Raw genomic sequence first — 21,476 nt, 5'->3', positions numbered from 1 at the left:
CAAGTAGCTTTTGCACTTGGGGGCATTTTAAAACGGCTTAAAATAAGGGAAATACTATTATGGATCGCATTTTAGGGTCATTTAAAACCACTGCTATTGGTTTTGGTGAAATGCCATTGACGATTGAAAACAATCTTGGACACGATATGGGTATCGAAACTATTCATGCAGCTCTTGATGCAGGCTGCACTCATATCGATACAGCATGGGCATACTATTGTTCTGGCGGCGAGGAACAAACTGGAGAAAAGCTTGTTCGCGAAGCTTTAGAAAGTTGGAATGGAGACAAGTCTTCTATTTTAGTTGCAACAAAAGTCGGACACTTCCGCAACTTTACTGACGGACGACCAACATGGGGTAAAGATGGTAAGCCAGAGCATTTGATTGCGCATGCCAAAGAGTCAGCAATGGCTCTTGGCGTAGATACGATTGATTTGCTTTACTTCCACAGGCCAGATCCAGAAGTTCCATACAACGAGTCGATTGAAGCAATGCAACAGTTGCTCGATGAAGGAGTTGCGCGCGAAATTGGCATTTCTAACGCATCTGTTGAGCAGATTGACATTGCGCGCGGAATTCTTGGAGAAAAGCTTGTGGCTGTGCAAAACCAGTATTCTCCAGTGCATTTAGAGAATGAAGACACGTTGCAATATTGCAAGCAGCTTGGAATTGCGTTTGTTTGCTGGAGTCCTCTTGGAGGGTTCCGTCACCCATATGACGAGCATCTTTTTGATCCGTTCCGCAAAGTGGCAGATGCTCATAAAGTTAGCTATCAGCAGGTTGTTTTGGCTTGGGAGCTTGCTAAGGGAAATAACGTTTTTGTTATTCCAGGCGCTCATAGACCAGCTACAATATTGGATAGTCTAAAAGCTGCGGATTTGCAGTTAAGCGATGAAGAATTAGCTTATTTGGGCTAACTTTTACGGCAAATAACTTGTTACGGCAAATAAAACAAAACGAAAGCGAATAATATGCAGGAAACTAGCGTAGCAGGAATGCCACTTGCTCATGAAGACGAGCATGGGTTGCCAATTCCAGTGACAATTCCAGTGCCATTGGGGTCGCGCGCTCACGCCGTTTTTACAACACGATTAGGTGGCATTTCCGAAGGTGATTTTGCGTCGCTTAACCTAGGTGGCAAAGCTGGCGACGATGCTAAAGCTGTGTTTAGCAACCGTTGTGCTTTGCAAAATACTCTTAAAGCCGACTTGTGTCTTGTTAGCCAAGTGCATGGAAATAGCGTGTTTGATGCAGATTCAATAGTTGATTCGTGGAACACTCCGTATGGTTTTGATGCAACAGGTTTTGCAGATTCAAAAGTGCGAATTGAGGCTGATGCGCAAGTTTCAACAGCATGCTCACTCGCTTTAGGTATGTTTGCTGCAGATTGCCTACCAGTTTTACTTGCCGATAGTGAATCTGGAGTAATAGCTGCAGCGCATTGCGGACGAAAAGGCTTAATGGCTGGAGTACTTGATTCTACTATTGAAGCAATGTGTGAAAAAGGAGCCGAACGCTCGAATATAACAGCTGTTCTTGGACCATGCATTTGTGGCGATTGCTACGAAGTTGGCGAAGAAATAGCTAGCGACTTTGAACGCAGATATCCACAAACTGTAACACAAACGCGTTTTGGTGGAGTGGGAATTGATATTGCTGAAGCTGCCCGCATTGATTTAGCGCTGGCAGGAGTTGCAAACGTTGTTGACGCTTTGCCGCGAGTTACAGCCGCAACTCAATATTTGGCAGAAGACGAAGAATTGAGTACAGTTTGCGATGTTGATTGCGAAGGTGGAACGCTGAAAAGTCGTCTTCAGGCGTTGCAAAACCCAATGTGCACGTTGGAAAATCCACTCTGGTATTCTCATAGACGCGCAGGTCTTGCTGGAAAATCACATGAAGGACGATTGCTTGCGCTTATAGTCAAAGATAAGTAAAAAGCAAATCTATTCGTAGAAAGCTATTGTTATGAAGCAAATTAACGTAGTTATTTCAGGATTTGGACCATATGCTGATCTTAGCGTAAACCCGTCTTACGAAGTGCCATTGGCTTTAGAACAATATTCAAGTCAGGAGCTTGATCTTCCAGAAGATGTTAGAGTAAATATCAAGTCTGTAATGCTGCCGATTAGCTTTGCAAACGCATGGCCTCAGCTTTTAGAAATGATTAATGCGCAAGATGCGGATATTGTAATAGCAACAGGGGTAAAACATACTGCTCGCGGAGTGCAATTAGAACGGTGCGCCACAAATATTATGGATGCAACTAAACCAGACGTAGATAACCACACTCCACAAAGTGTACAAATTGTTGAAAATGGACCATCTGCATATTGGACTAGGTTGCCATTGCGAATGATTCTGAACGATTTTGCTCACGACGCAATAGCGTCAACACTAAGTTCGGATGCAGGAACATACGTTTGCAACTCACTGTTTTATAGGCTATTAAATTGGGCGTCCAATAATTCTAAAAAGCAGATAATCGCAGGATTTGTAAGTTTTCCTCCAGTTGTTGCAACTCATGACGCTAGGCATGGGCTGCCGTTAGATTCGCAAATAAAAGCTGGTCAAAACATAATTCGTGAAGCCGTAAAATACTATATGAAACCTTCATCTTTAAGCATATTGCTCGAGTAGTTCGCTCGACACGCCCGAGTGTTTTTGCGTCTAAAGTGATAGCGTTATTGCTGATGGAGTGTGCACGATAAGTTAGTGAATCGTGCGGGGGTTTGTGAAAGGAAAAACTATGGTGCCAGATCGTTTCCCAACTGCTTTGCGCGGATACGACAAAGATAAAGTCAACGAAGCCTTTTCTAACTACGAGCGCACAATATCGCGTCTGCGTGAACAAGTGCGATCTAGTGATGAATCTATTCTTCAATTGCAAGCACAATTGCAAGAAGAAAAAAATAATGTTAAACGTGCAAAAAGCGGGAATACTTTTGCATCTTTGGGCGCAAATGCGCAACAATTACTTGCGTCGGCAGAACAGACGAGTGCGCAGCTAATTGAACGCGCAAAGCAAGACGCTGCGTCGATTAAAAAAACTGCTCAGGCGCAGGCGGGAACCTTGCTAAATAATGCAAAATTAGACGCAGAGCATTTGCTGCAAGAGGCTCAAACAAAAGCGGATACGCTGCTTTCTACAGCAAGCAACAAGGCAAGCCAGATGACGAGTGCGGCAAAAGAAGACTCGCAGCGTTTGCGTGAAACAACAAACAAAGATGTTACTGCACAAAGAGATGCTGCAACGCTGGAAATAAACAACGCTAGAGAAGAACACACGAAGCGAATGGCATCCGAAAAATCCGAGCAGGAGCGTGCAATTGCACAGCTAAAAGCGGATGCAGCGCAGAAAATCGCGGAACAAAGGTCTGCGGCAAACGCGGAAATTGCTCATGCTAAAGCAGAGACAAATGATCAGATTGAGTCGGCTTTGGCAGAAGCAAACAAGAAACTTGCAGACATGCAGGAGCGAGCAACAAAGATGATGGCGGATGCGCAGCGCAAGGCTGGAGAAATTACAGATGCTGCTGCTGCGAAAGCCCAGGAGATTGCAGACGAAGCGCAAGTTGAGCGCACGCGCACGCTAAGCCAGGTTAGTGCAGAAGTTGAGCAAATTAGAAACGATATTGCAGCTCAGCAAGAAGAAGCAACAAAAAAGGTGAACGAACTTATATCTGGATTGAAAGAGCGAGAACATGCTGCTCAAGAAGAGGCTGATGCGCTTGTTGCTAGGGCAAAAACTATTCATCAGGATGCGGATAATTATGCTGCACAGGCGCATAAGGATGCAGATGCTCAGGCTGCACAAATCGTTCGTAAAGCTATGCAAGATGCTACGGCTCAAGTGGAAGAGCGTAGGGCAGCGGCTCAGCAGGAGCTGGATGGTATGACTGCGCGCCTAACACAGTTGCAGCATAGGGAAGCGCAAATTACGCAACGTGTTACCGAGCTTAGGTCTTTGTTTGCAAACGCTTTTTCTGGATTTGATTTTGGTGATGCTGTTTCTGGGCAGGGGCATTCTGGCGATTCTGCAGATGCGGATGCTTCGGATAATAGCGATGCTGATGCCCAAAAACAGGCGAGGAAAGACGCACAAGCCCAAGTTGAAGAAGCTATCGCTCAGGAATCCTGAGTGGCGAGTTGCGAGTAGCGAATTGTGCTGTGTGGTGGATTTATAAGTGAAAACTCATAAAGAAAAGCAGTAAAGAGATTCCACGGAAAAGTCGCAAGCATCCGAAGATTTGCATAAAAAGCTAAAATAAACTATAAAAAATAAAGATAAAATAAGGAAAAACAAGAAAGGTTAGACAGTGACTGAGATCTCTGAATTAAGTGCCGAGGCTTTGCAAGGTTTGCGTGACGATTTTGACGCGAATCCATTGAATCGTTTAGCAATGAACGGTGTTACTGCCGCTGGAATCGACAAGGTGGCGCGCAACTATGACCGCGCGCGTTTATTGCAGCGCCGATTCTCAACGGTTGTGGATAATGGTGACGCAAGGCATCAGGATCATTCTGGTCGCTGCTGGCTATTTAGCTCTTTGAACGTTGCGCGATTTGTGGCTAAAAAAACGCTTAAAGTTAAGGATTTTGAGTTTTCGCAAAATTACGCAATGTATTTCGATAAGCTTGAGCGAATCAACTATTTCTTAAAGGATGTTGCGGCTCTTGTTCGCTCTGGTGAACCAGCTGATTCTAGACTAGTACAGCATTTGTTGCACGACGTTATGGGTGACGGCGGTCAGTGGACAATGGCTATGAACGTCTATAAGAAGTATGGTGCCGTGCCTAAAGACTTGTATCCAGAAACGGAATCGTCTAAAGATACGGACGCTATGAACACTCAGCTTCGCCGTTTGCTGCGAACAGCTGTTGCACATATGTACGCTAATGCTGCAGATATTGACGACATAATTGCGGAAACAACTGCTGCAGGTCATAGGATTCTTACAATCCACTTGGGTGAGCCGCCAAAGAGCTTCGACTGGGAATGGGCGGACGAGGACGGAAAGTTCCATCGCGATGGCGAGATTACGCCAGTTGAGTTTTGGAAGAAGTATGTTACGGCTGGGCTGGAAGATTACGTTTGCCTAGTAGACGACCCGCGTGCGGAGCATCCAAAGGGCAAGAAGATTGCGATTGAGCACTTGGGTAACGTTGCTGGTGGAGACGCTACGGAATATTTGAACGTACCAAATCAGTTTATGAAGGATTGTGTGCGTAAGATCCTCGTTGAGCAGGGCATTCCAGTTTGGTTTGGTGCGGATTGCCATCCTATGATGGATCGTGTAAACGGTGCTTGGGCTACGGATTTGTTTGAGTATGATCGCGTTTATGGCGTTGATTTTGATTTAAACAAGGAGCAGCGTGTGCGTTTTGCTGATTCGGCGATGAATCATGCGATGGCGTTTGCTGGGGTTGATGTTGCGGAAGATGGCACGACTACTCGCCGCTGGCGCGTTGAGAACTCTTGGGGCGCGGATATTGCCGACAAGGGTTACTTTACTATGAGTGACGATTGGTTTACTGAGTACGTGTATGAGGTTGCTGTGCCTAAGGCGCTTTTGCCAGAGGAGTATCGTAAGGCGCTTGAAGAGCCAGCAATTGTTTTACCAGCATGGGACCCAATGGGCGCTTTGGCTTAACGCGAAGCTGCATAATGCGCTTCGCGTTACTCCAAAGCGCCCGAGCTGCTTAGGGCAGAAGCATTGCTTCTGCTGCAGCGAGGACGTTCGCGCGCTTAGACCGCGCGAATGTTGTAGCTTAGGCTAATTTCACTAGGAAATTAGCCTACTCTAATGCGCCCGAGCTTGCTCAGGTTGAAAGTCCACTGGACTTTCAACGCAAGCGAGGCCTGCTGCGTCTCGATTGACGCAGCAGGTGTCACATTGTGTATTTATGTAGTTTTTGCGCTTCGCGTTACTCCAAAGCGCCCGAGCTGCTTAGGGCAGAAGCATTGCTTCTGCTGCAGCGAGGACGTTCGCGCGCTTAGACCGCGCGAATGTTGTAGCTTAGGCTAATTTCACTAGGAAATTAGCCTACTCTAATGCGCCCTAGCTTGCTCGAAGTTGCTAGGTTAGTGCGTTTATTGTTCAAAGATTGCAGAATCGTCAGTTGGGTATCCGTTTGAATACGCGCTTATTATGTGTGAAACTACGATATCTGCAAGTACACCTATAAAATCTTGATTTTCGATACTTACAATCGCATCATTATTTATTTTTCCGTCTTTGTTTATGGGGAAAATCGTTTGATTTAACGCGGCTAGTTCTTCTCTTGCACAATCCATATAGGCTATTGCAACAATAGGTAGTTCTTTTCCTGTGGCGTTGTCTTTAGCGATTCCTGATTCCAAGTTTTGCTGAGGTATCTCATAGACTTTTTGACGCAAGTCACTTCCACTTGATGCAAAGTGCATAAGTGTGTTTGAAATTGTAGCCGTCATGTCGCTTTGCCGAAGTGAAACGTTTTTTGCATCTCTAGCAGCTAGCGTTTGCAATAGAAATGCGAGTTTGTCTTGTGCTACAGCTGCTTTTGCTAGCGGATCATGATTCCAGTATAGGTTTTTGTTATTGTCTGCAAAGTCTTGGATTTTTTTGTAAGCGTTTAATTCTAGTTGCTCAGCTAGCTTAATTGTTTCAGAATTTCCAGTTTGATTTAAATTGGCTAATTTCCAAATGTTTTGGGCACTGAACACAACGCCTTGAGCGAATCTACTGTTACATTGAACTGCGACTTTTTTCCATGTGTCAGAAGCATTCTTTAAGTCTTTAGATGTTAAGTTATTTATTTTTTTATCCACTTTTTCTTGGCTTGATTTTGCTTTTTGCATAATTTTGTAGCAAGGTTCGTGGTTTTGCAAAGAATGCAGATTGTTGTTTTTTAATTCTTTTGTACTAGAACATGCACTGAAAAGCATTGTTATTGACATTAATGCTGCAACTATTAAAAGATGATTTTGCGTATGCTTTTGATTGCGCTTTTGATTGTGTTTTGTGCGCTCTAATAGGCTTCTTAACAAAACAAACTGTGTCTGCATAATCTACTAAAATAGTCCGTGACTGTGACCAATGTTTGCTTGTTTTGCGTTTGGCATTGTATGCTTAACATTTTCAATTGCAGTCATAAGATTTTGTGCTTTACAACCGTTGTTAGATTTAGATTTTAACGCGTTTGTTGTGTGCTAATCGCGATAAAAGAAAAATAAGTTAATTTTATAAGTGAATTTATAAATGAATTTTCAACAGGAGGACATGCACGATGGAATTGGATTTGGCGGGAATGCATCAGCTTGCGGCGCAGCAGGGGATTAATGCCGAGGAGCTGGACGAGGCACTCGCCGAGGCCTTGCGTCTTGCATATATGAAGACTTCTCACCCAGCTAGGCATGCTCGCGTTGAATTAGATGAGCGTGCTGGCAGCTTTACAGTGTGGGCAAAAGACGAGATTCCTGGAGTTCCTACGGAAGATAATCCTCATCCAGCACCAACTCTTGGCGAAGAATACGATGATACACCTCGTGATTTTGGACGTCTTGCTGCTGCTACGGCACGTCAGGTTATTACTCAACTTTTCCGTAAAGTAGAAGATGACCGTGTATTTGGTGCTTTTTCTGGACAAAAAGGAAAGTTGATTAACGGCGTTGTGCAGCAGGATTCTAAAGATCCTTCTAATATTCATGTTGCTGTTGGAGATGTTGAGGCGATTTTACCGCGTCGTGAGCAGGTTCCAGGCGAAAGATATCGTCATGGTGAGCGTATTCGTGTTTACGTTGTGAACGTTGCTCGTGGTTTGCGTGGTCCAGAAATCGTTGTTTCTAGGTCTCATCCTGATCTTGTTCGTAGACTTTTTGAGCGCGAAGTTCCAGAACTTGTTTCTGGAGCAGTTTCGATTATGGCTATTGCTCGCGAAGCTGGCGCTCGCACTAAGATCGCTGTTCGCGCCAACACGGAAGGTGTTAATCCAAAGGGTGCTTTGATCGGTCCTGGTGGTTCTCGTGTTCGTGCTGTTATGGAGAATCTTGGTCCAGAAAAAATAGATATTGTTGATTGGTCGGAAGATCCAGCGAAGTTTGTTGCCGCTGCTCTTTCTCCAGCAACAGCAACACAGGTTCATGTTGTTAGTGAAAAGAGCCAGACAGCTGTAGCGTTTATTCATGATTCTCAGCTTTCTCTTGCTATCGGTAAGGAAGGTCAAAACGCAAGGCTTGCAGCAAAACTTACTGGTTGGAAGATTGGTATTGAGTCTGCGGAAGAACATGCTAAGAAGCAGGAAGAAATTAATGCTGATTCTAAGGTTTCAGCAGAGTAACATCCCGTGGATTAGCATTAGCGACACTCCCGAGAATCCAACGTTTCGAGTATGCTGAAAGCTGCAATTTGGGCTTATGCGCAGCTTTCTGCCTAGTGGGAACGAGGTACGGAAAATCATGGTTGAAATCATGGTCGCACGATGAGATATCGCATTATGAGGTATCTCACTAAAGAGCATAAGAATAAGAATCTTATAAAAATATAAAGTGGCTGCGTTCGTTTTGCGCTGCCACAGACTGAGGAGAACACTGAGTGGTAAAAAAGCGCGTATACGAACTAGCTAAAGAGTTTGGTGTAGACAGCAAAACCGTGTTGGAGCGGTTGAAGAGCATGGGCGAATTTGTTAAGTCCGCGTCTTCAACAGTAGAGGCTCCTGTTGCACGTAGATTAAAAACAGAGTTTGCGTCCGCTGGATCATCTTCTGGATCGTCTGCTGCAAAGAATGATGCGAAACCTGCTGCAAATAAGAATGCTGATAATTCTTCGAATAAGACTAATCATTCTTCTAATAAATCGGAGTCGTTGGCTCAGAATAATGCTGAAAAACGAAATTTGGATAAGTCTTCAGAAAAAGCTTCGGAAAAACAGCATTCTTCGCAAAAGTCACATGATAATCATGATAATAGTGACAATAAAGAAAATCATTCATCTTCCACTCCAAATGGTGTAATTCCTAAGCCTTCTGCTGGTCACGTAAAGCCACATGCTATCGCTAACGCTGATTCTAAGCGTGGAGGCGATAAGCGTGGCGAAAATCGTAACGATGCACGAGGCGATAAGCGCGGGGAAAATCGTTCTTCTAAGTCAGATCGTTCTTCTCAGATGCCTCCACGCCCTCGTCCGCATCAGGGTGCTGGCTCTGGTTCTGCTCCTCGTCCAGGTAACAATCCGTTCAGCCGAAAGCAAGGTATGCGCGCTCCTACACCTGGTGATATTCCTCGTCCTCACCCAATGTCACGTCCAGGCGCTGCTGCAGAAAATTCTCGTGGAGCAAAGCCTGGTCAGGGCGGCGGTAATGGCAACGGCGGTGGTCGCGGTCGCGGTGGTCGCGGAGGCGCTCGTCAGGGCGGCGGTAATGGTTCGAACCGCTCTTCGCAGTGGTCTGGTTCACATCGTCAGGGTGGCGGTAATGGCGCAAGCTCTCGTCCGTCTGCAGAATCGCGCTTTAATGCAAATCAGGCTGCAAGTTTCCAAGCTGCGGCTGCAGGCGCTCCAAATGCTGGTCCATCTCGTGGCGGTGGTCGCGGTCGCGCAGGTGCTGCAGGCGCATTTGGTCGTCAGGGTGGAAAGTCCTCTAAGGCTCGAAAGAATCGTCTTGCAAAGCGCAGAGAATACGAAGAGCTTAAAGCACCAGTGATTGGCGGCGTGCGTATTCCTTCTGGAAATGGTGCTACGATTCGACTTCGTCAAGGTGCAACGCTTTCTGATTTGGCAGAAAAGATTGATGTAAATCCAGCTGCTTTGGTGACTGTTTTGTTCCATCTTGGAGAAATGGCTACAGCTACACAGTCTTTGGATGAAACAACATTCCAGATTCTTGGCGAAGAAATCGGTTGGAATATTAATCTCGTTTCTGCAGAAGAAGAAGATAAAGAGCTTCTTCAACAGTTCGACATTGATTTGGATGAAGAGGAACTTCAAGAAGACGATAATCTTGTAACTCGTCCTCCAGTTGTTACCGTTATGGGTCACGTTGATCACGGTAAAACTCGCTTACTCGATACTATTCGTAAGTCGAATGTTGTAGCTCGAGAAGCTGGTGGAATTACTCAGCGTATTGGCGCTTATCAGGTTACGGTTACTTTAGACGGAGACAAGCGCAAGATTACGTTCTTGGATACCCCAGGCCACGAAGCGTTTACTGCTATGCGTGCTCGTGGTGCAGAGCTTACAGACGTTGCAATTCTTGTTGTTGCAGCAGACGACGGCGTTATGCCTCAAACTGTTGAGGCAATCAACCACGCTCAGGCTGCTCACGTGCCTATTGTTGTGGCTGTAAACAAGATTGATGTTGCTGGAGCAAACCCAGATAAGGTGCGCGGTCAGCTTACAGAGTACGGTCTTGTGCCAGAAGAATACGGCGGTGACACCATGTTTGTGGATATTTCCGCAAAGCAGGGAACTAACGTAGATAAGCTTCTTGAGGCTGTTCTTTTGACAACTGACGCTGAGCTTGACCCTAAGGCAAATCCAAACATGGATGCTCGTGGTGCAACCGTTGAAGCTCGACTTGATAAGGGTCGTGGCGCTGTTGCTACTGTTCTTGTTCAGCAAGGAACGCTTAAAGTCGGAGATTCTATTGTTGCAGGTACCTCTTATGGTCGTGTTCGCGCAATGCTCGACGAAAATGGCAACCACTTGCAGGAAGCTGGTCCATCTACGCCAGTTCAGGTGCTTGGTTTGACTTCTGTTCCAACTGCAGGAGACTTGTTCTTAGTCACATCCGACGATCGTTCCGCTCGCCAGATTGCCGAAAAGCGCCAAGCTACAGAGCGTGCAGCTCAGCTCGCTAAGCGTCGCAAGGTTGTGTCTCTTGAAAGCCTTAAGGAACAGTTTGCTAAGTCCGAAGTTGATATGCTCAACATTGTTATTAAGGGCGATTCTTCTGGTTCTGTTGAGGCTTTGGAAGATTCCTTGATGAAGATTGAGGTTTCCGACGAAGTTGGAATTCAGGTTATTCACCGCGGTGTTGGTGCAATTACTCAGAACGATGTGAACTTGGCAACAGTTGATAAGGCTGTGATTATTGGCTTCAACGTGCGTCCAAACCGTCAGGTTGCCGATTTGGCAGACCGCGAGGGCGTGGAAGTCAAGTACTACTCGGTTATTTACAAGGCTATCGAAGATATTGAAGCTGCTTTGAAGGGTATGCTTAAGCCAGAGTTTGAAGAGGTTGTTACTTCTCACTCTGAGATTCGTGAAATCTTCCGTTCTTCCAAGTTTGGCAATATTGCTGGCGTTATGGTTCAAGACGGCGAAGTTAAGCGCGGTACAAAGTGCCGTATTTTGCGTAACGGTGTTGCTACTGTTAACGATCTTGAAATCTCCAGCTTGCGTAGGTTCAAGGATGATGTTCAATCCGTTAGCGAAGGCTACGAGGCAGGCATTAACCTTGGCAGCTTTAACGACATTGAGCTTGGCGATATAATCGAAACCTTTGAAATGAAGCAGATTGAGCGCAAGTAATTATGGCAGGAACAAACCCTAGAGCCGCGCGAATTGCGGCTCTGATTCACAGAGTGATTGCGTCCAACATGGAGGCTCATTTACACGATAAGCGACTTGCTAATGTGACTATTACAGAAGTGAGAGTTACTAACGACTTGCAGATCGCTAAAGTGTATTGGACACAGCTTGGTACTGTTGGTAAAGAGCAGGGTGAGCGTCAGCGTGCAGCTCAAGCTTTGCAGCAGGCTAAGGGGCGTTTGCGCACTCTAGTTGGAGCTAAGGCTGGATTGCGTTTAACTCCTCAAATCCAATTTGTTTACGATGAGGTTCCTAGTGAAGCTCATGAGATTGAAGACATTTTGGTCGCCGCGCGTAAGCGTGATGAGGAGCTAGCTAAAGCGCGAGAAAATGCTCGGTACGCTGGTGAAGAGGATCCGTATAAAAAGCCTCGTGAAGATGAGGATTTTGACGATTCCGATGATTCTGATGATTTTGATGACTCCGACGAGTATGAGGATTATGAGAACAGCGAAAACGATTTTGTAGAAGATAAGTCGCCAGCAACCGACGATTTAGATGATTCTGCTCATTCGGAATTATAGTTTTAAATCAAATAATTAATCAAATAAAATTTAGTAATGAGTAGTTCTCAAACATCATCTTCAGGCATTTTATTAGTAGATAAGCCGAAAGGCGTTACCAGCCATGACGTTGTGTCTTGTGCAAGAGGATTGTTGCACACTAAACGCGTAGGTCATGCGGGAACGCTTGACCCAATGGCTACAGGATTGCTGATTCTTGGTTTGGTAACGCCACTCGCTTGCTTAACTATTTGCTTGGTCACGATAAGACTTATGAGGCTGTGATTCGTCTTGGCGAATCAACCAATACGGATGATGCAGATGGTGATGTCGTTTCAAGTGTTGATGATGAAAATAGCATTCTAAACTCTGCAAATACTGATGAGATTCTTAAAGAATTGCGTTGTGTAATCGCTGAGAATTTTACTGGGCATATTATGCAAACGCCAACGGCTTTTTCGGCTATTAAAATAAACGGTGTGCGTGCTTATGACTTAGCGCGTGAAGGTAAAGATGTTCATTTAGAGCCGAGAGAAGTTGTTATTCATGACTTTTCGCTTCTGGATGCGCGCTTTAATGTGGGTGTAAGCGGTGTAAAAGTTGTTGATGTGCGTGCGAGTGTTTCTTGTTCTAGCGGCACGTATATTCGCGCACTTGCTCGCGACTTAGGACGTGTTCTTGGTGTAGGAGGACATTTAGTAAGTCTTAGGCGAACTCGAATTGGTGAATTTTCGGTAGAAGATGATAGGGTTCTTAAGCTTGAAACTAGGATTCGTACGTTTACGGACAAGAATGGCGTGACTCAGACTCGTGCAAAGGCTGTTGTATCTGACAGACACGATAGTGTTTCTAACTATTTTTCTGACAGTGTTTCTAACAGTTCGGTTGCTTGCGACTTATCTGGAGATTCTTCTTGCAAAAAATCTGCACAAAAAAATTATGATTTACAAAATCGTGTTCTAAGTATGTTTGAATCCGCAAAATTAACCATGCAAACAGTTGAAATCAGCGAAAATCAGGCTAAAGACTTGCGTTTTGGTAGAAAAATAGTGATTCCTGCGATTAGTGGAAAAAATGCTATTGCATACGTAAAAGCCGAAAAAGATGATCAAAACGATGTTGTTGCAGTTCTGGAAACCGCTGAAAAGTCGCCAGCAACCGCAGGGGGAAGCAGAGCGTTCTCCAAGTTACAAGAAAAAAATGAAAAAAACATAAATCAAATAGAAGCTAAACCTATTGTGGTATTTGTACAAAGCTAGTTTGCTGGTAAAATAGTTAATAGTGTGAAAATAAGGGTTCGCGGCAGTAATGCTGCTTATTTCGGATAGTTGCGAATAGTAAGGATATGATGAAGGTCATCAACATTCGACCAGATGCCAACGGCATGATTAATTGGCCAACATTAAGTGCTCAGCGTAAGGCGATTGTTACGATAGGTGTGTTTGACGGCATGCACCTAGGGCATAGAAAAGTTATTGAACGCACCGTTGATCTTGCTCGCAAAAACAATGCGTTTTCTGTTGTTATAATGTTTGATCCGCGACCAAGCGTGGTTCATGAAAACCCAGATTTATTCGACGATTTTGGAGATAACGCACAGATTCCAGTGGATTCGCAGGCGTTAACAAGTGTTCGTCAGCGTCTCAGGGTTTTGCAGCAGCTAGACGTGGATCATGTGATCATTGTTCGATATAGCTTAGCTTTTGCTGCAAAATCATACAGATTCTTCCTAGGGCAGCTTGTTGGAAAACTTGGTATGCGTGCACTTGTGCTCGGGTCGGATGCAGCCCTTGGAGCGCGTAGAGCTGGAAATGTTCATGCGATTAAGGAGCTTGCGCAGGCTACGGGCGTTTTTGATTTGGTTGTGGTAGACGATTTTGGTCCAGGGGATGTTCGTGTTCCAGACCCAATTGTGCCAGAAGTTCCGTCTGAAGATGGAGAGCCAAAAGACCCTGCGGATGGTATGAACAAGGCGGAATATCGCGCTTGGAGTAAAGGTATGCCGAATAAGAAGGTTCGTGCTTGGAGCTCTACGAATGTGCGATGGATGCTCGCGAATGGTAGGGTTCGCGATGCTAGGGATGTTCTTGGTCAACCGCATAGAGTTGAGGGTATTGTGGTTCATGGTGCCGAGCGCGGTCGTGAAATCGGTTTCCCAACAGTGAATTTGGGCGAGCGTATTGATGGGTATGTGCCTGTTGATGGAGTTTACGCTGGCTGGATTGTTGATTTAGATGCGGACGAGGCTAGTGCAGATAATTTGCATTCTTCTAACATTCCGAGTGTTGGCGTTTTGCGCAAGGATGAGTTGCATCTTGGAGTTCATTCGCCATGGCGTTGGGCTGCTGCGATTTCAATTGGAACTAAGCCAACTTTTGCTGAATCGAATGAAGGTTCTTCTGTTAAGAATGTAGTTTCTGGTGATTCTGGCGATATCTTTGAATCTGATTCTATCTCTGATTTTGGCGACGATTCTGCCACGTATCCTAATGATAGTGAAAATCGCGTGGTTGAAGCTTATGCTCTAACAGATAAGTGGCAGGATTTGTATGGTCATCGCATTTGCATTGAATTTGCGCAATTCTTACGTCCTCAACATGCCTTCGATTCTGTTGAAAGTCTTAAGGATGCTGTGAGACACGATGTTGAGAAAGTGCGAGAAATAACTGATGCTGAAAACCGATAAGCTGGTTTAGATTAGTTTAGGCTGATTTTTCTTGATCTAGCTTGATTGTAATCTGATTTAATCAGATTATTGGCTGAAGCTGTGGTGTTTTGTGCTTAAGATTGGCGGTGATTATGGAGTTGGATATTAATAGCAGCGATATTAGTGGTATTGAGCCTAGTACAAGTGATCTTAATTGTAAATCGTTTAACAGCAATGCCTTAAATCACTCGGATGCTCGTGCTGTTAAAAAAGCTGTTGAAGAAGGGAAAAATCCACTCGATTCATCTAAATTCGAGCGCTGGGAAGACCAGGTTGGAGTAGATCGTATAATCAACCGTCGCGTGTTGGAGTTGGAGCCGCTTCCCACTCCTGCACAAGTTCTTGGTGAGTTGCCACTTTCTCCGTATGCGCAAGATATTGTTGCAGAGTCACGCGATGAGATCCGCAGATGCCTTAATGGAGATGACGACCGCCTTCTTGTTATTGTTGGACCGTGTTCTGTGCATGATCCTAAGGCAGCTCTTGACTACGCGTCTCGTTTGGCTGATTTGCGCGCAAAGCTCGAAGGTGAACTTTTGATTGTTATGCGCGTTTACTTTGAAAAGCCGCGCACAACAGTTGGTTGGAAGGGCTTGATTAACGACCCCGATATTGACGGCACGCACGATATTCACAAGGGTTTGCTTTTGGCGCGTCGCACGCTTCTTGGCGTTTTGGACGCTGGTTTGGCTGCAGCAACCGAGTTTTTGGAGCCGACTAGCCCGCAGTTTATTGCAGATGCGGTTAGCTGGGGTGCGATTGGCGCACGAAACACGGAATCGCAGATTCATCGCCAGCTTGCTAGCGGTCTTTCTATGCCAGTCGGATTTAAGAATGCAACGGATGGCTCTGTTACAGCCGCCGTCAATGGATGTTTGGCAGCTAGTCAGCATCACACTTTCTTTGGAATCGACCATCTTGGACGCGCTTGCGCTGTACAAACACTTGGAAACCCTGATTGTCATGTTGTTTTGCGTGGCTCTAGCAAGGGTCCAAACTACGATGCGGCTTCTGTTGCAGCTGCTGTTGCGTCGGTTCGTTTGAGGCTCGGCGCGGATTGCGTGGCGTCTAATGGCGTTGTAATCGATTGCTCGCACGGAAATTCGGGCAAAGATGAGAATCGCCAGATTCAAGTTGTGCAAGATATTGCGGATCGTTTTGCACATGGCGAAAAAGGTATTAAAGGCGTTATGATGGAGAGCTTCTTGCAAGGCGGAAACCAAGATTCTGCGCCTTTGAGTGAGCTTGAGTACGGAAAGTCGATTACGGATCGATGCATTTCTTGGGAAGATACTGAGCAATTGCTTAACACTCTTGCGCAGTCTGTTTCTTCTCGCCGAATTAAGTCTTGATTCGTCGCGCGCGACGACCTGCCTTTTCACTTAAAGCGTAGCGCGAAAAGGCAATTCGGAGCGCTGAGCTTGCTTAAGGTTGAAAGCACAGTGTGCTTTCAACGCAAGCGAAGACGTTCGCGCGCTTAGACCGCGCGAACGATTTCCCTTACTTGGTGTTGTGTGAGGGCTGGGTGTTTACGCTCGCGCGGATTAGCCGCGCTCGCGTCTTCGCCGCACGTAAAGTCCACTGGACTTTACGTTTGAGCGGCTCAGCGAATCGAGGTGATTTCTCGCGCATTACACAGCTCGAAATCGTCGATTCGCACAACGCTCCGCCTCTTACGTGTTGTCTGTTGTTGCGGTTGTTCCGATTTGGCTTTGATTTTGTTTTTCGTTTAAGTTTGTTTGTAGTGGTTGATCATTGGATTATTTGGTATCGGCTGCCGCTCTTATACTGTTCGACCAAGAATCACCCAGCCCTCTTACGTGCTTGAACTATTGCGTATCGCTTAAACACCGAGATTCTCGATTTTTCTTGTAGTGCGATTATATTGCGACACGCCGTATTTTTTTTAGGTGCAAACCATTACAATAAAACCTCAAATATGCAGCATTTTTGAACAAAGGAGTGCAAAATGTGCGAATCGCCAGCCCCCGAGTACAACAGTCTTCCTAAAGATAAAGATGGCGCTTTAAGCCGCGCCCTGACGATTGCGCGATACGCGATTTTTGCGCTTCTGCTTGCTGGCGCATTTCTTCTGGCGTTTGCGTGGTATCGCGGCACTCACAGCAAAGGCTACACTGTTGTTGCCTGTTCCGCACTATGGTTTAGCGTTATTGTTCCGTTTATTACGTTGATTGTGCTTTGCGTTTTTGTGCGCGGATGGCGTCTTGTTGTTGGCTCTATAATTTGCGTTTTGCTAATAGCGTCTTTCTTTGGGTTTATTTCGCTTCAAAATCAAATCATGGAGTTTTTGAATGTTCCCGCTACAAATCCTTGGTTTGAATTCACGTGTAGTGCTTCGCTAAAAATTGCAACCGCGTCTTTTGTTATTATGTGTTGTGTAAGCGTATTTTTGATTAAACGCAATGCAACGCACAATATTAAAGGATGATTTGACAAATGCCTAAGTTTACAAAAATTGCCATTATTGGCGCTATGGAAGAAGAAGTTGCGCACATTGCCGCTTCTCTTAGCAATGTTAAGCATAATAAGGCAGCCAGCTTAGATGTATCTTGCGGCATGCTTGAATGCGAAGATGGCGGAAAAATCGAAGTTGCTGCAACAGTTGGCGGAATGGGACTTGTAAATGCCGCTGCAACTGCACAGTATTTAATTGATGCGTACAAGCCGCAGGCCGTAATCTTTTCGGGAATTGCAGGAAATCTTAATAAAAATTTGCATACGAATGATGTTGTTCTTGGAAAAACATTAAGATATTTAGACACCGACATGCGCATGATTAGTCAGTGGAAACCGTTTACAAACGAATATCATTCAGACGATTATCTTCTTAAAACTGCAGACAGCGTTTTAACAAAGATGGGCATTAACCACATTTTGGGAACAATCGCCTCTGGCGGATATTTTGTAGACACGCCCGAAAAAGTGGCGGAAGTTATTGAGGCGACTCAAGCGGATGCTGTAGAAATGGAAGGCGCTGCGATTCTTCACGTTGCTGCAAGAAACGACGTTCCAGCGTTAGTTGTGCGCGCAATGAGCGACAATGCAGACACAAAATACGAGGAGTTTCACACTTTCGACATATCCGAATACGCGGATACAGCTGCAAAAATGACGGTAAATATTGTTAGGAATTTGTAGAATTCAACACGCCGATGTGGTCGCCGACGTGCTGCATCGCCAAACAAAAGGCGAGTAGCGCTAAATGCCGCCATTTTCTGAGTGCAATCAGATTTTGGCGGCAAGGTTTTTACCCCCCTCTTATGATTGGCATCGTTAATAGAAGAAAAAAGGTAATAAGAAATAAAAGATGCCAGTTTTAGACATTAGTTTAAATAGTTTAAGAGGAAAATTTGCGGTAGGTTATACGAGAAACGCAGATTGGCTGGCATGATGGCAATTCTTCTTGAAAGGAATGAAGAATATGCGTAAAAATGCAGTAAAAAATAATGCAGTAAAAAATAAATCAATCAAGTTGAACACAAATTTGAACATTCGCGCGATTGCAGCAGGATTGCTAGCGTCCGCAACTTTAGTGAGCTTTGCAGCTTGTGGAGATAATGTTCCTGCAAGTAATTCGCAATCGTCCGCAAATACTAGCGCAAAAATCGTAGGAAACTTCCAAGGTTCGGGTGCATCTTCCCAGCAGGTTGCTGTAGAAGCGTGGATTGCAGGATTCCAATCCAAAAATCCTGGCGCAAAAATCGCATATAATCCAACTGGCTCGGGTGCAGGAGTTACAACGTTTATGACGGGAGCCACAGCGTGGGCTGGGTCCGATAAATCGCTAAGCGATGACGAGTTAGAAAAGTCAAAGTCGGTTTGTGCAAATGGCACTACGGCTTTCGACGTTCCAGTATACGTTTCTCCAATCGCAGTAATCTTTAATCTAAAAGGCATTTCGGATGCTGGAAAACACATAAATATGGATGCTTCTACAATCGCAAAAATCTTCGACGGCAAAATTACGCGTTGGAATGATGATGCGATTAAATCGCAAAATCCAAAGCTAAAGCTACCAGATAAGCCGATTACAGTTGTTCACAGGTCCGATAAGTCTGGCACGACGCAGAACTTCTTAAGCTACATAAAAGACGTTGCGCCAAGCGATTGGTCCTACGATCTTAGCGAAAATTGGCCAAATAGCGTGGGTCAGGGCGCAAAAGGCACGTCTGGCGTTGTTTCCACAATCCGCATGGCAGACGGAGCGATTGGATACGCGGACTTTTCGCAAGTTGGAAAGCTTGGAACTGTGGCAGTAAAAGTGGGAGATTCTTACAACGAGATTAGCCCAGAAGGTGGCTCTATAACCGTTAATGATTCAAAGGTTGACGAAGATGCTGCAGCAAAATCAAAGCACCGCGTTGTTGTTAAAATAAACCACAAGACGGAAGAAAAAGGCGCTTACCCAATTGTGCTAGTTTCTTACGATATTGTGTGCGGTGCTTACAAAGATGCTGCAACCGCGCGATTTGCAAAGTCTTGGCTTAGCTACGTTACTAGCAAAGATGGCCAGGCTGCGGCTCAAGGTGCTGCTGGAACTGCGCCTTTGCCAGAAAAGCTTATGGGCAGGATTAACAAGTCGATTCAGTCTATAGGCAAGTAAAAATAGCATTTTGCAAAGATTTTAGAGTAGTTAATAGAGTAGTCAATATATTGCTACTGATAGCATTTATATAATGACTACAAAAGGAGCATGAGTGAGTTCTAAACAAAGAACTGAAATCAGTAAAGATGTGCGCAAAAGTGGCCATTTTGCCGACCGCTTGTTCAAAAGCGTAGCTATTGCTTGCGGATTGCTGATTTTAATGGTGCTTACAGCTGTGGCGCTGTTCTTGCTGTTTCAAGCGTGGCCGATTGTAGGCGCAAACAAAAGCCAAGTAAGTCAAGTATTTTTAGACTTTACGGGCGGTAAAGCGCACGATTTCCTAAGCTACGTAGCGCCAATGGTTTTTGGAACTGTTCTTATGTCTGCGCTCGCTCTGCTCCTTGCATTCTTTGTTTCGATTGGAATCGCGCTGTTTATAAGCCACTATGCTCCGCCAAAAATGGTGCCGCTTTTAAGTGGTGTAGTCGACTTGCTTGCTGCGATTCCGTCCGTAATCTACGGTCTTTGGGGCGGATTGGTGCTAGTTCCATCCATATACCCATTCTGGAAGTTTATCTCGCACATTTTTGGCTGGATTCCGCTTTTTGCAGGTCCTGCGGCAAGTCCTTCGCGTAGCGCTGCAACCGTTAGTGTTGTTCTTGCTGTTATGATTTTGCCGATTATAACTTCTATGGCGCGAGACATTTTCCAGCAAGCTCCGCGATTGCAGCAAGAAGGTGCGCTTGCTCTTGGTGCCACAAAGTGGGAGATGATAAAGCTAGCGGTTTTGCCGTTTGCAAAGTCGGGAATTGTTTCCGCGTCTATGCTTGGTCTTGGTCGCGCTTTGGGCGAAACAATGGCAGTTCTTATGATTTTGTCTCCAGGATTCACCTTTAAATTCAACATTTTGCAAGCTTCACAAAACCAGACGATTGCAGCAAACATAGCAGCGCAATACCCAGAAGCCAACGGATTGGGTGTTAGCGCGCTTATTGCTACAGGTTTGGTGCTGTTTGTTATTTCATTCGCTGTAAACCTTATTGCTCGCAAAATCACGGGAAAGGCGAGTGCATGATGCAAAATTCAGAATCGTTACAAGCTGGCTCTGTTAGCGCAAGCAGCGAATCCCCAAAAATCGACTTTAACAAGTTCCGCCCAACGCGCTCTAGAATCGCAAGCCGCAAGCGAAAAGACGCGTTTATGCGCGTGCTAATCTTCCTGTCTTTTGTAGTTGCTCTAATTCCGCTTCTTTCTTTGCTTTTTACGACTATTGTAAACGGCATTAAGCGACTAAACCTTGACTTTTTAACGCATAATATGACGTATGTGGTTGGTGGCGTTGCTACTGGCACAGGCGGTTACGGCGGTATTTTGCACGCCATTATTGGAACTTTGGAGATTACTTTTGGCGCAATGCTGATTTCGATTCCGATTGGAATTATGTGCTCCGTGTATTTGATTGAGTATGCGCGAGGAAGTCGCTTATCTACGTTGATTAATCTTGTTGTAGACGTTATGAGCGGAATACCTTCGATTGTGGCTGGCTTGTTTGCGTTTTCTAGCTTTACGATTTTTGTGGGTCCTGGAACAATCAACGGTTTTGAAGGGTCGGTTGCGCTTTCGCTGCTTATGCTTCCGACTGTTGTTAAGTCGTGTCAAGAAATGCTAAAAATTGTGCCGAATGATTTAAGAGAAGCGGCGCTGGCTCTAGGTGTTACAAAGCAGCGCATGATTACAAAAATTGTGTTGCGAACCGCCTTGCCTGGCATTGTTTCTGGCTGCATTCTTGCGGTTGCGCGCGTGGTTGGAGAGACGGCTCCGCTTTTAATGGCAGCTGGGTTTATTGCATCCACGAATTTCAATCTTTTTGACGGGCAAATGACCACTTTGCCAGTGTACGTTTACCAAGAGTATTCAAAGCTTTCGGCGAATTGCCCAGCTAACGCGCCATCTTCGTGCGTTACTACGATTCCAATGGAGCGAGCATGGGCAGCGGCTCTTGCCTTGATTGTGATTGTTTTGTTGCTGAATATTGTTGGGCGAGTTGTGGCGCGCGTGTTTTCAGTAAAAGCAAAGTAAGACGAAGGATTTTA

Annotated in this window: 16 protein-coding genes and 1 pseudogene; 16 read left to right on the top strand and 1 reads right to left on the bottom strand. The window is 45.3% G+C overall.

What is annotated here, in order from left to right; genetic code table 11:
• The first annotated feature begins 59 nt into the window (after positions 1 to 59).
• The 5 genes from HXT24_RS00525 to HXT24_RS00505 all read left to right on the top strand — a co-directional run bounded on the left by HXT24_RS00525 (position 60) and on the right by HXT24_RS00505 (position 5,654).
• Positions 60 to 917, top strand: a complete 858-nt coding sequence (locus HXT24_RS00525) for an aldo/keto reductase (RefSeq protein WP_020761090.1) — start codon at positions 60 to 62, stop codon at positions 915 to 917.
• A gap of 54 nt (positions 918 to 971) precedes the next feature.
• Entirely contained in the window at positions 972 to 1,937 is a 966-nt protein-coding gene (locus HXT24_RS00520) for a polyphenol oxidase family protein (RefSeq protein ID WP_415681425.1), read from the top strand.
• 31 nt (positions 1,938 to 1,968) lie between these two features.
• Positions 1,969 to 2,640: a pyroglutamyl-peptidase I gene (locus HXT24_RS00515; protein ID WP_004115940.1), complete on the top strand. Its 672-nt coding sequence runs from the start codon at positions 1,969 to 1,971 to the stop codon at positions 2,638 to 2,640.
• A 109-nt stretch (positions 2,641 to 2,749) separates the two neighbouring features.
• Entirely contained in the window at positions 2,750 to 4,141 is a 1,392-nt protein-coding gene (locus HXT24_RS00510; protein ID WP_019261882.1) for a cell division protein, read from the top strand.
• A gap of 178 nt (positions 4,142 to 4,319) precedes the next feature.
• A complete protein-coding gene (locus HXT24_RS00505; protein ID WP_422119416.1) occupies positions 4,320 to 5,654 on the top strand; it encodes a C1 family peptidase in 1,335 nt (444 codons plus the stop codon).
• A 440-nt stretch (positions 5,655 to 6,094) separates the two neighbouring features.
• Here the strand turns inward: HXT24_RS00505 and HXT24_RS00500 are convergent, their stop codons facing one another.
• The gene (locus HXT24_RS00500) at positions 6,095 to 7,048 is read right to left on the bottom strand and encodes a hypothetical protein (protein ID WP_422119415.1); all 954 of its coding nucleotides are present in this window, start codon (positions 7,046 to 7,048) and stop codon (positions 6,095 to 6,097) included.
• A gap of 221 nt (positions 7,049 to 7,269) precedes the next feature.
• On the opposite strand from HXT24_RS00500, the gene nusA reads away from it, so the two are divergent.
• The 11 genes and pseudogenes from nusA to pstA all read left to right on the top strand — a co-directional run bounded on the left by nusA (position 7,270) and on the right by pstA (position 21,462).
• Positions 7,270 to 8,319 carry a transcription termination factor NusA gene (gene nusA, locus HXT24_RS00495; protein WP_415685883.1) on the top strand — a complete coding sequence of 350 codons (1,050 nt, stop codon included), beginning with the start codon at positions 7,270 to 7,272 and terminating at the stop codon, positions 8,317 to 8,319.
• Between the two features lie 254 nt (positions 8,320 to 8,573).
• On the top strand, positions 8,574 to 11,507 hold the full coding sequence (infB, locus tag HXT24_RS00490) for a translation initiation factor IF-2 (protein ID WP_410312054.1): 2,934 nt from the start codon (positions 8,574 to 8,576) through the stop codon (positions 11,505 to 11,507).
• Between the two features lie 2 nt (positions 11,508 to 11,509).
• Entirely contained in the window at positions 11,510 to 12,091 is a 582-nt protein-coding gene (rbfA, locus tag HXT24_RS00485; protein ID WP_019261878.1) for a 30S ribosome-binding factor RbfA, read from the top strand.
• Between the two features lie 36 nt (positions 12,092 to 12,127).
• Positions 12,128 to 13,329 (top strand): annotated as a pseudogene (gene truB / locus HXT24_RS00480) (tRNA pseudouridine(55) synthase TruB).
• An 89-nt stretch (positions 13,330 to 13,418) separates the two neighbouring features.
• Positions 13,419 to 14,756, top strand: a complete 1,338-nt coding sequence (locus tag HXT24_RS00475; RefSeq protein ID WP_415685964.1) for a riboflavin kinase — start codon at positions 13,419 to 13,421, stop codon at positions 14,754 to 14,756.
• Positions 14,757 to 14,869: 113 nt separating this feature from the next.
• Positions 14,870 to 16,129, top strand: coding sequence for a 3-deoxy-7-phosphoheptulonate synthase (locus tag HXT24_RS00470; protein WP_422119414.1), 1,260 nt, complete (start codon positions 14,870 to 14,872; stop codon positions 16,127 to 16,129).
• 617 nt (positions 16,130 to 16,746) lie between these two features.
• Positions 16,747 to 17,226, top strand: coding sequence for a hypothetical protein (locus HXT24_RS00465; RefSeq protein ID WP_422119413.1), 480 nt, complete (start codon positions 16,747 to 16,749; stop codon positions 17,224 to 17,226).
• An 8-nt stretch (positions 17,227 to 17,234) separates the two neighbouring features.
• Positions 17,235 to 17,936, top strand: coding sequence for a 5'-methylthioadenosine/S-adenosylhomocysteine nucleosidase (mtnN, locus tag HXT24_RS00460; RefSeq protein ID WP_422119412.1), 702 nt, complete (start codon positions 17,235 to 17,237; stop codon positions 17,934 to 17,936).
• A 283-nt stretch (positions 17,937 to 18,219) separates the two neighbouring features.
• Positions 18,220 to 19,401, top strand: coding sequence for a phosphate ABC transporter substrate-binding protein PstS (pstS, locus tag HXT24_RS00455; RefSeq protein ID WP_032836838.1), 1,182 nt, complete (start codon positions 18,220 to 18,222; stop codon positions 19,399 to 19,401).
• A 94-nt stretch (positions 19,402 to 19,495) separates the two neighbouring features.
• Positions 19,496 to 20,458, top strand: coding sequence for a phosphate ABC transporter permease subunit PstC (gene pstC / locus HXT24_RS00450; protein ID WP_410312048.1), 963 nt, complete (start codon positions 19,496 to 19,498; stop codon positions 20,456 to 20,458).
• The gene (gene pstA, locus HXT24_RS00445; RefSeq protein WP_422119411.1) at positions 20,455 to 21,462 is read left to right on the top strand and encodes a phosphate ABC transporter permease PstA; all 1,008 of its coding nucleotides are present in this window, start codon (positions 20,455 to 20,457) and stop codon (positions 21,460 to 21,462) included. The genes pstC and pstA overlap by 4 nt, the downstream gene beginning before the upstream one ends.
• Positions 21,463 to 21,476 lie beyond the last annotated feature (14 nt).

Source organism: Gardnerella sp. DNF00354, from assembly GCF_049262755.1.
GTDB classification, from domain to species: domain Bacteria; phylum Actinomycetota; class Actinomycetes; order Actinomycetales; family Bifidobacteriaceae; genus Bifidobacterium; species Bifidobacterium vaginale.
The sequence above is the reverse complement of the archived record's forward strand: the minus strand, read 5'-3'. Positions and strand labels throughout refer to the sequence as shown.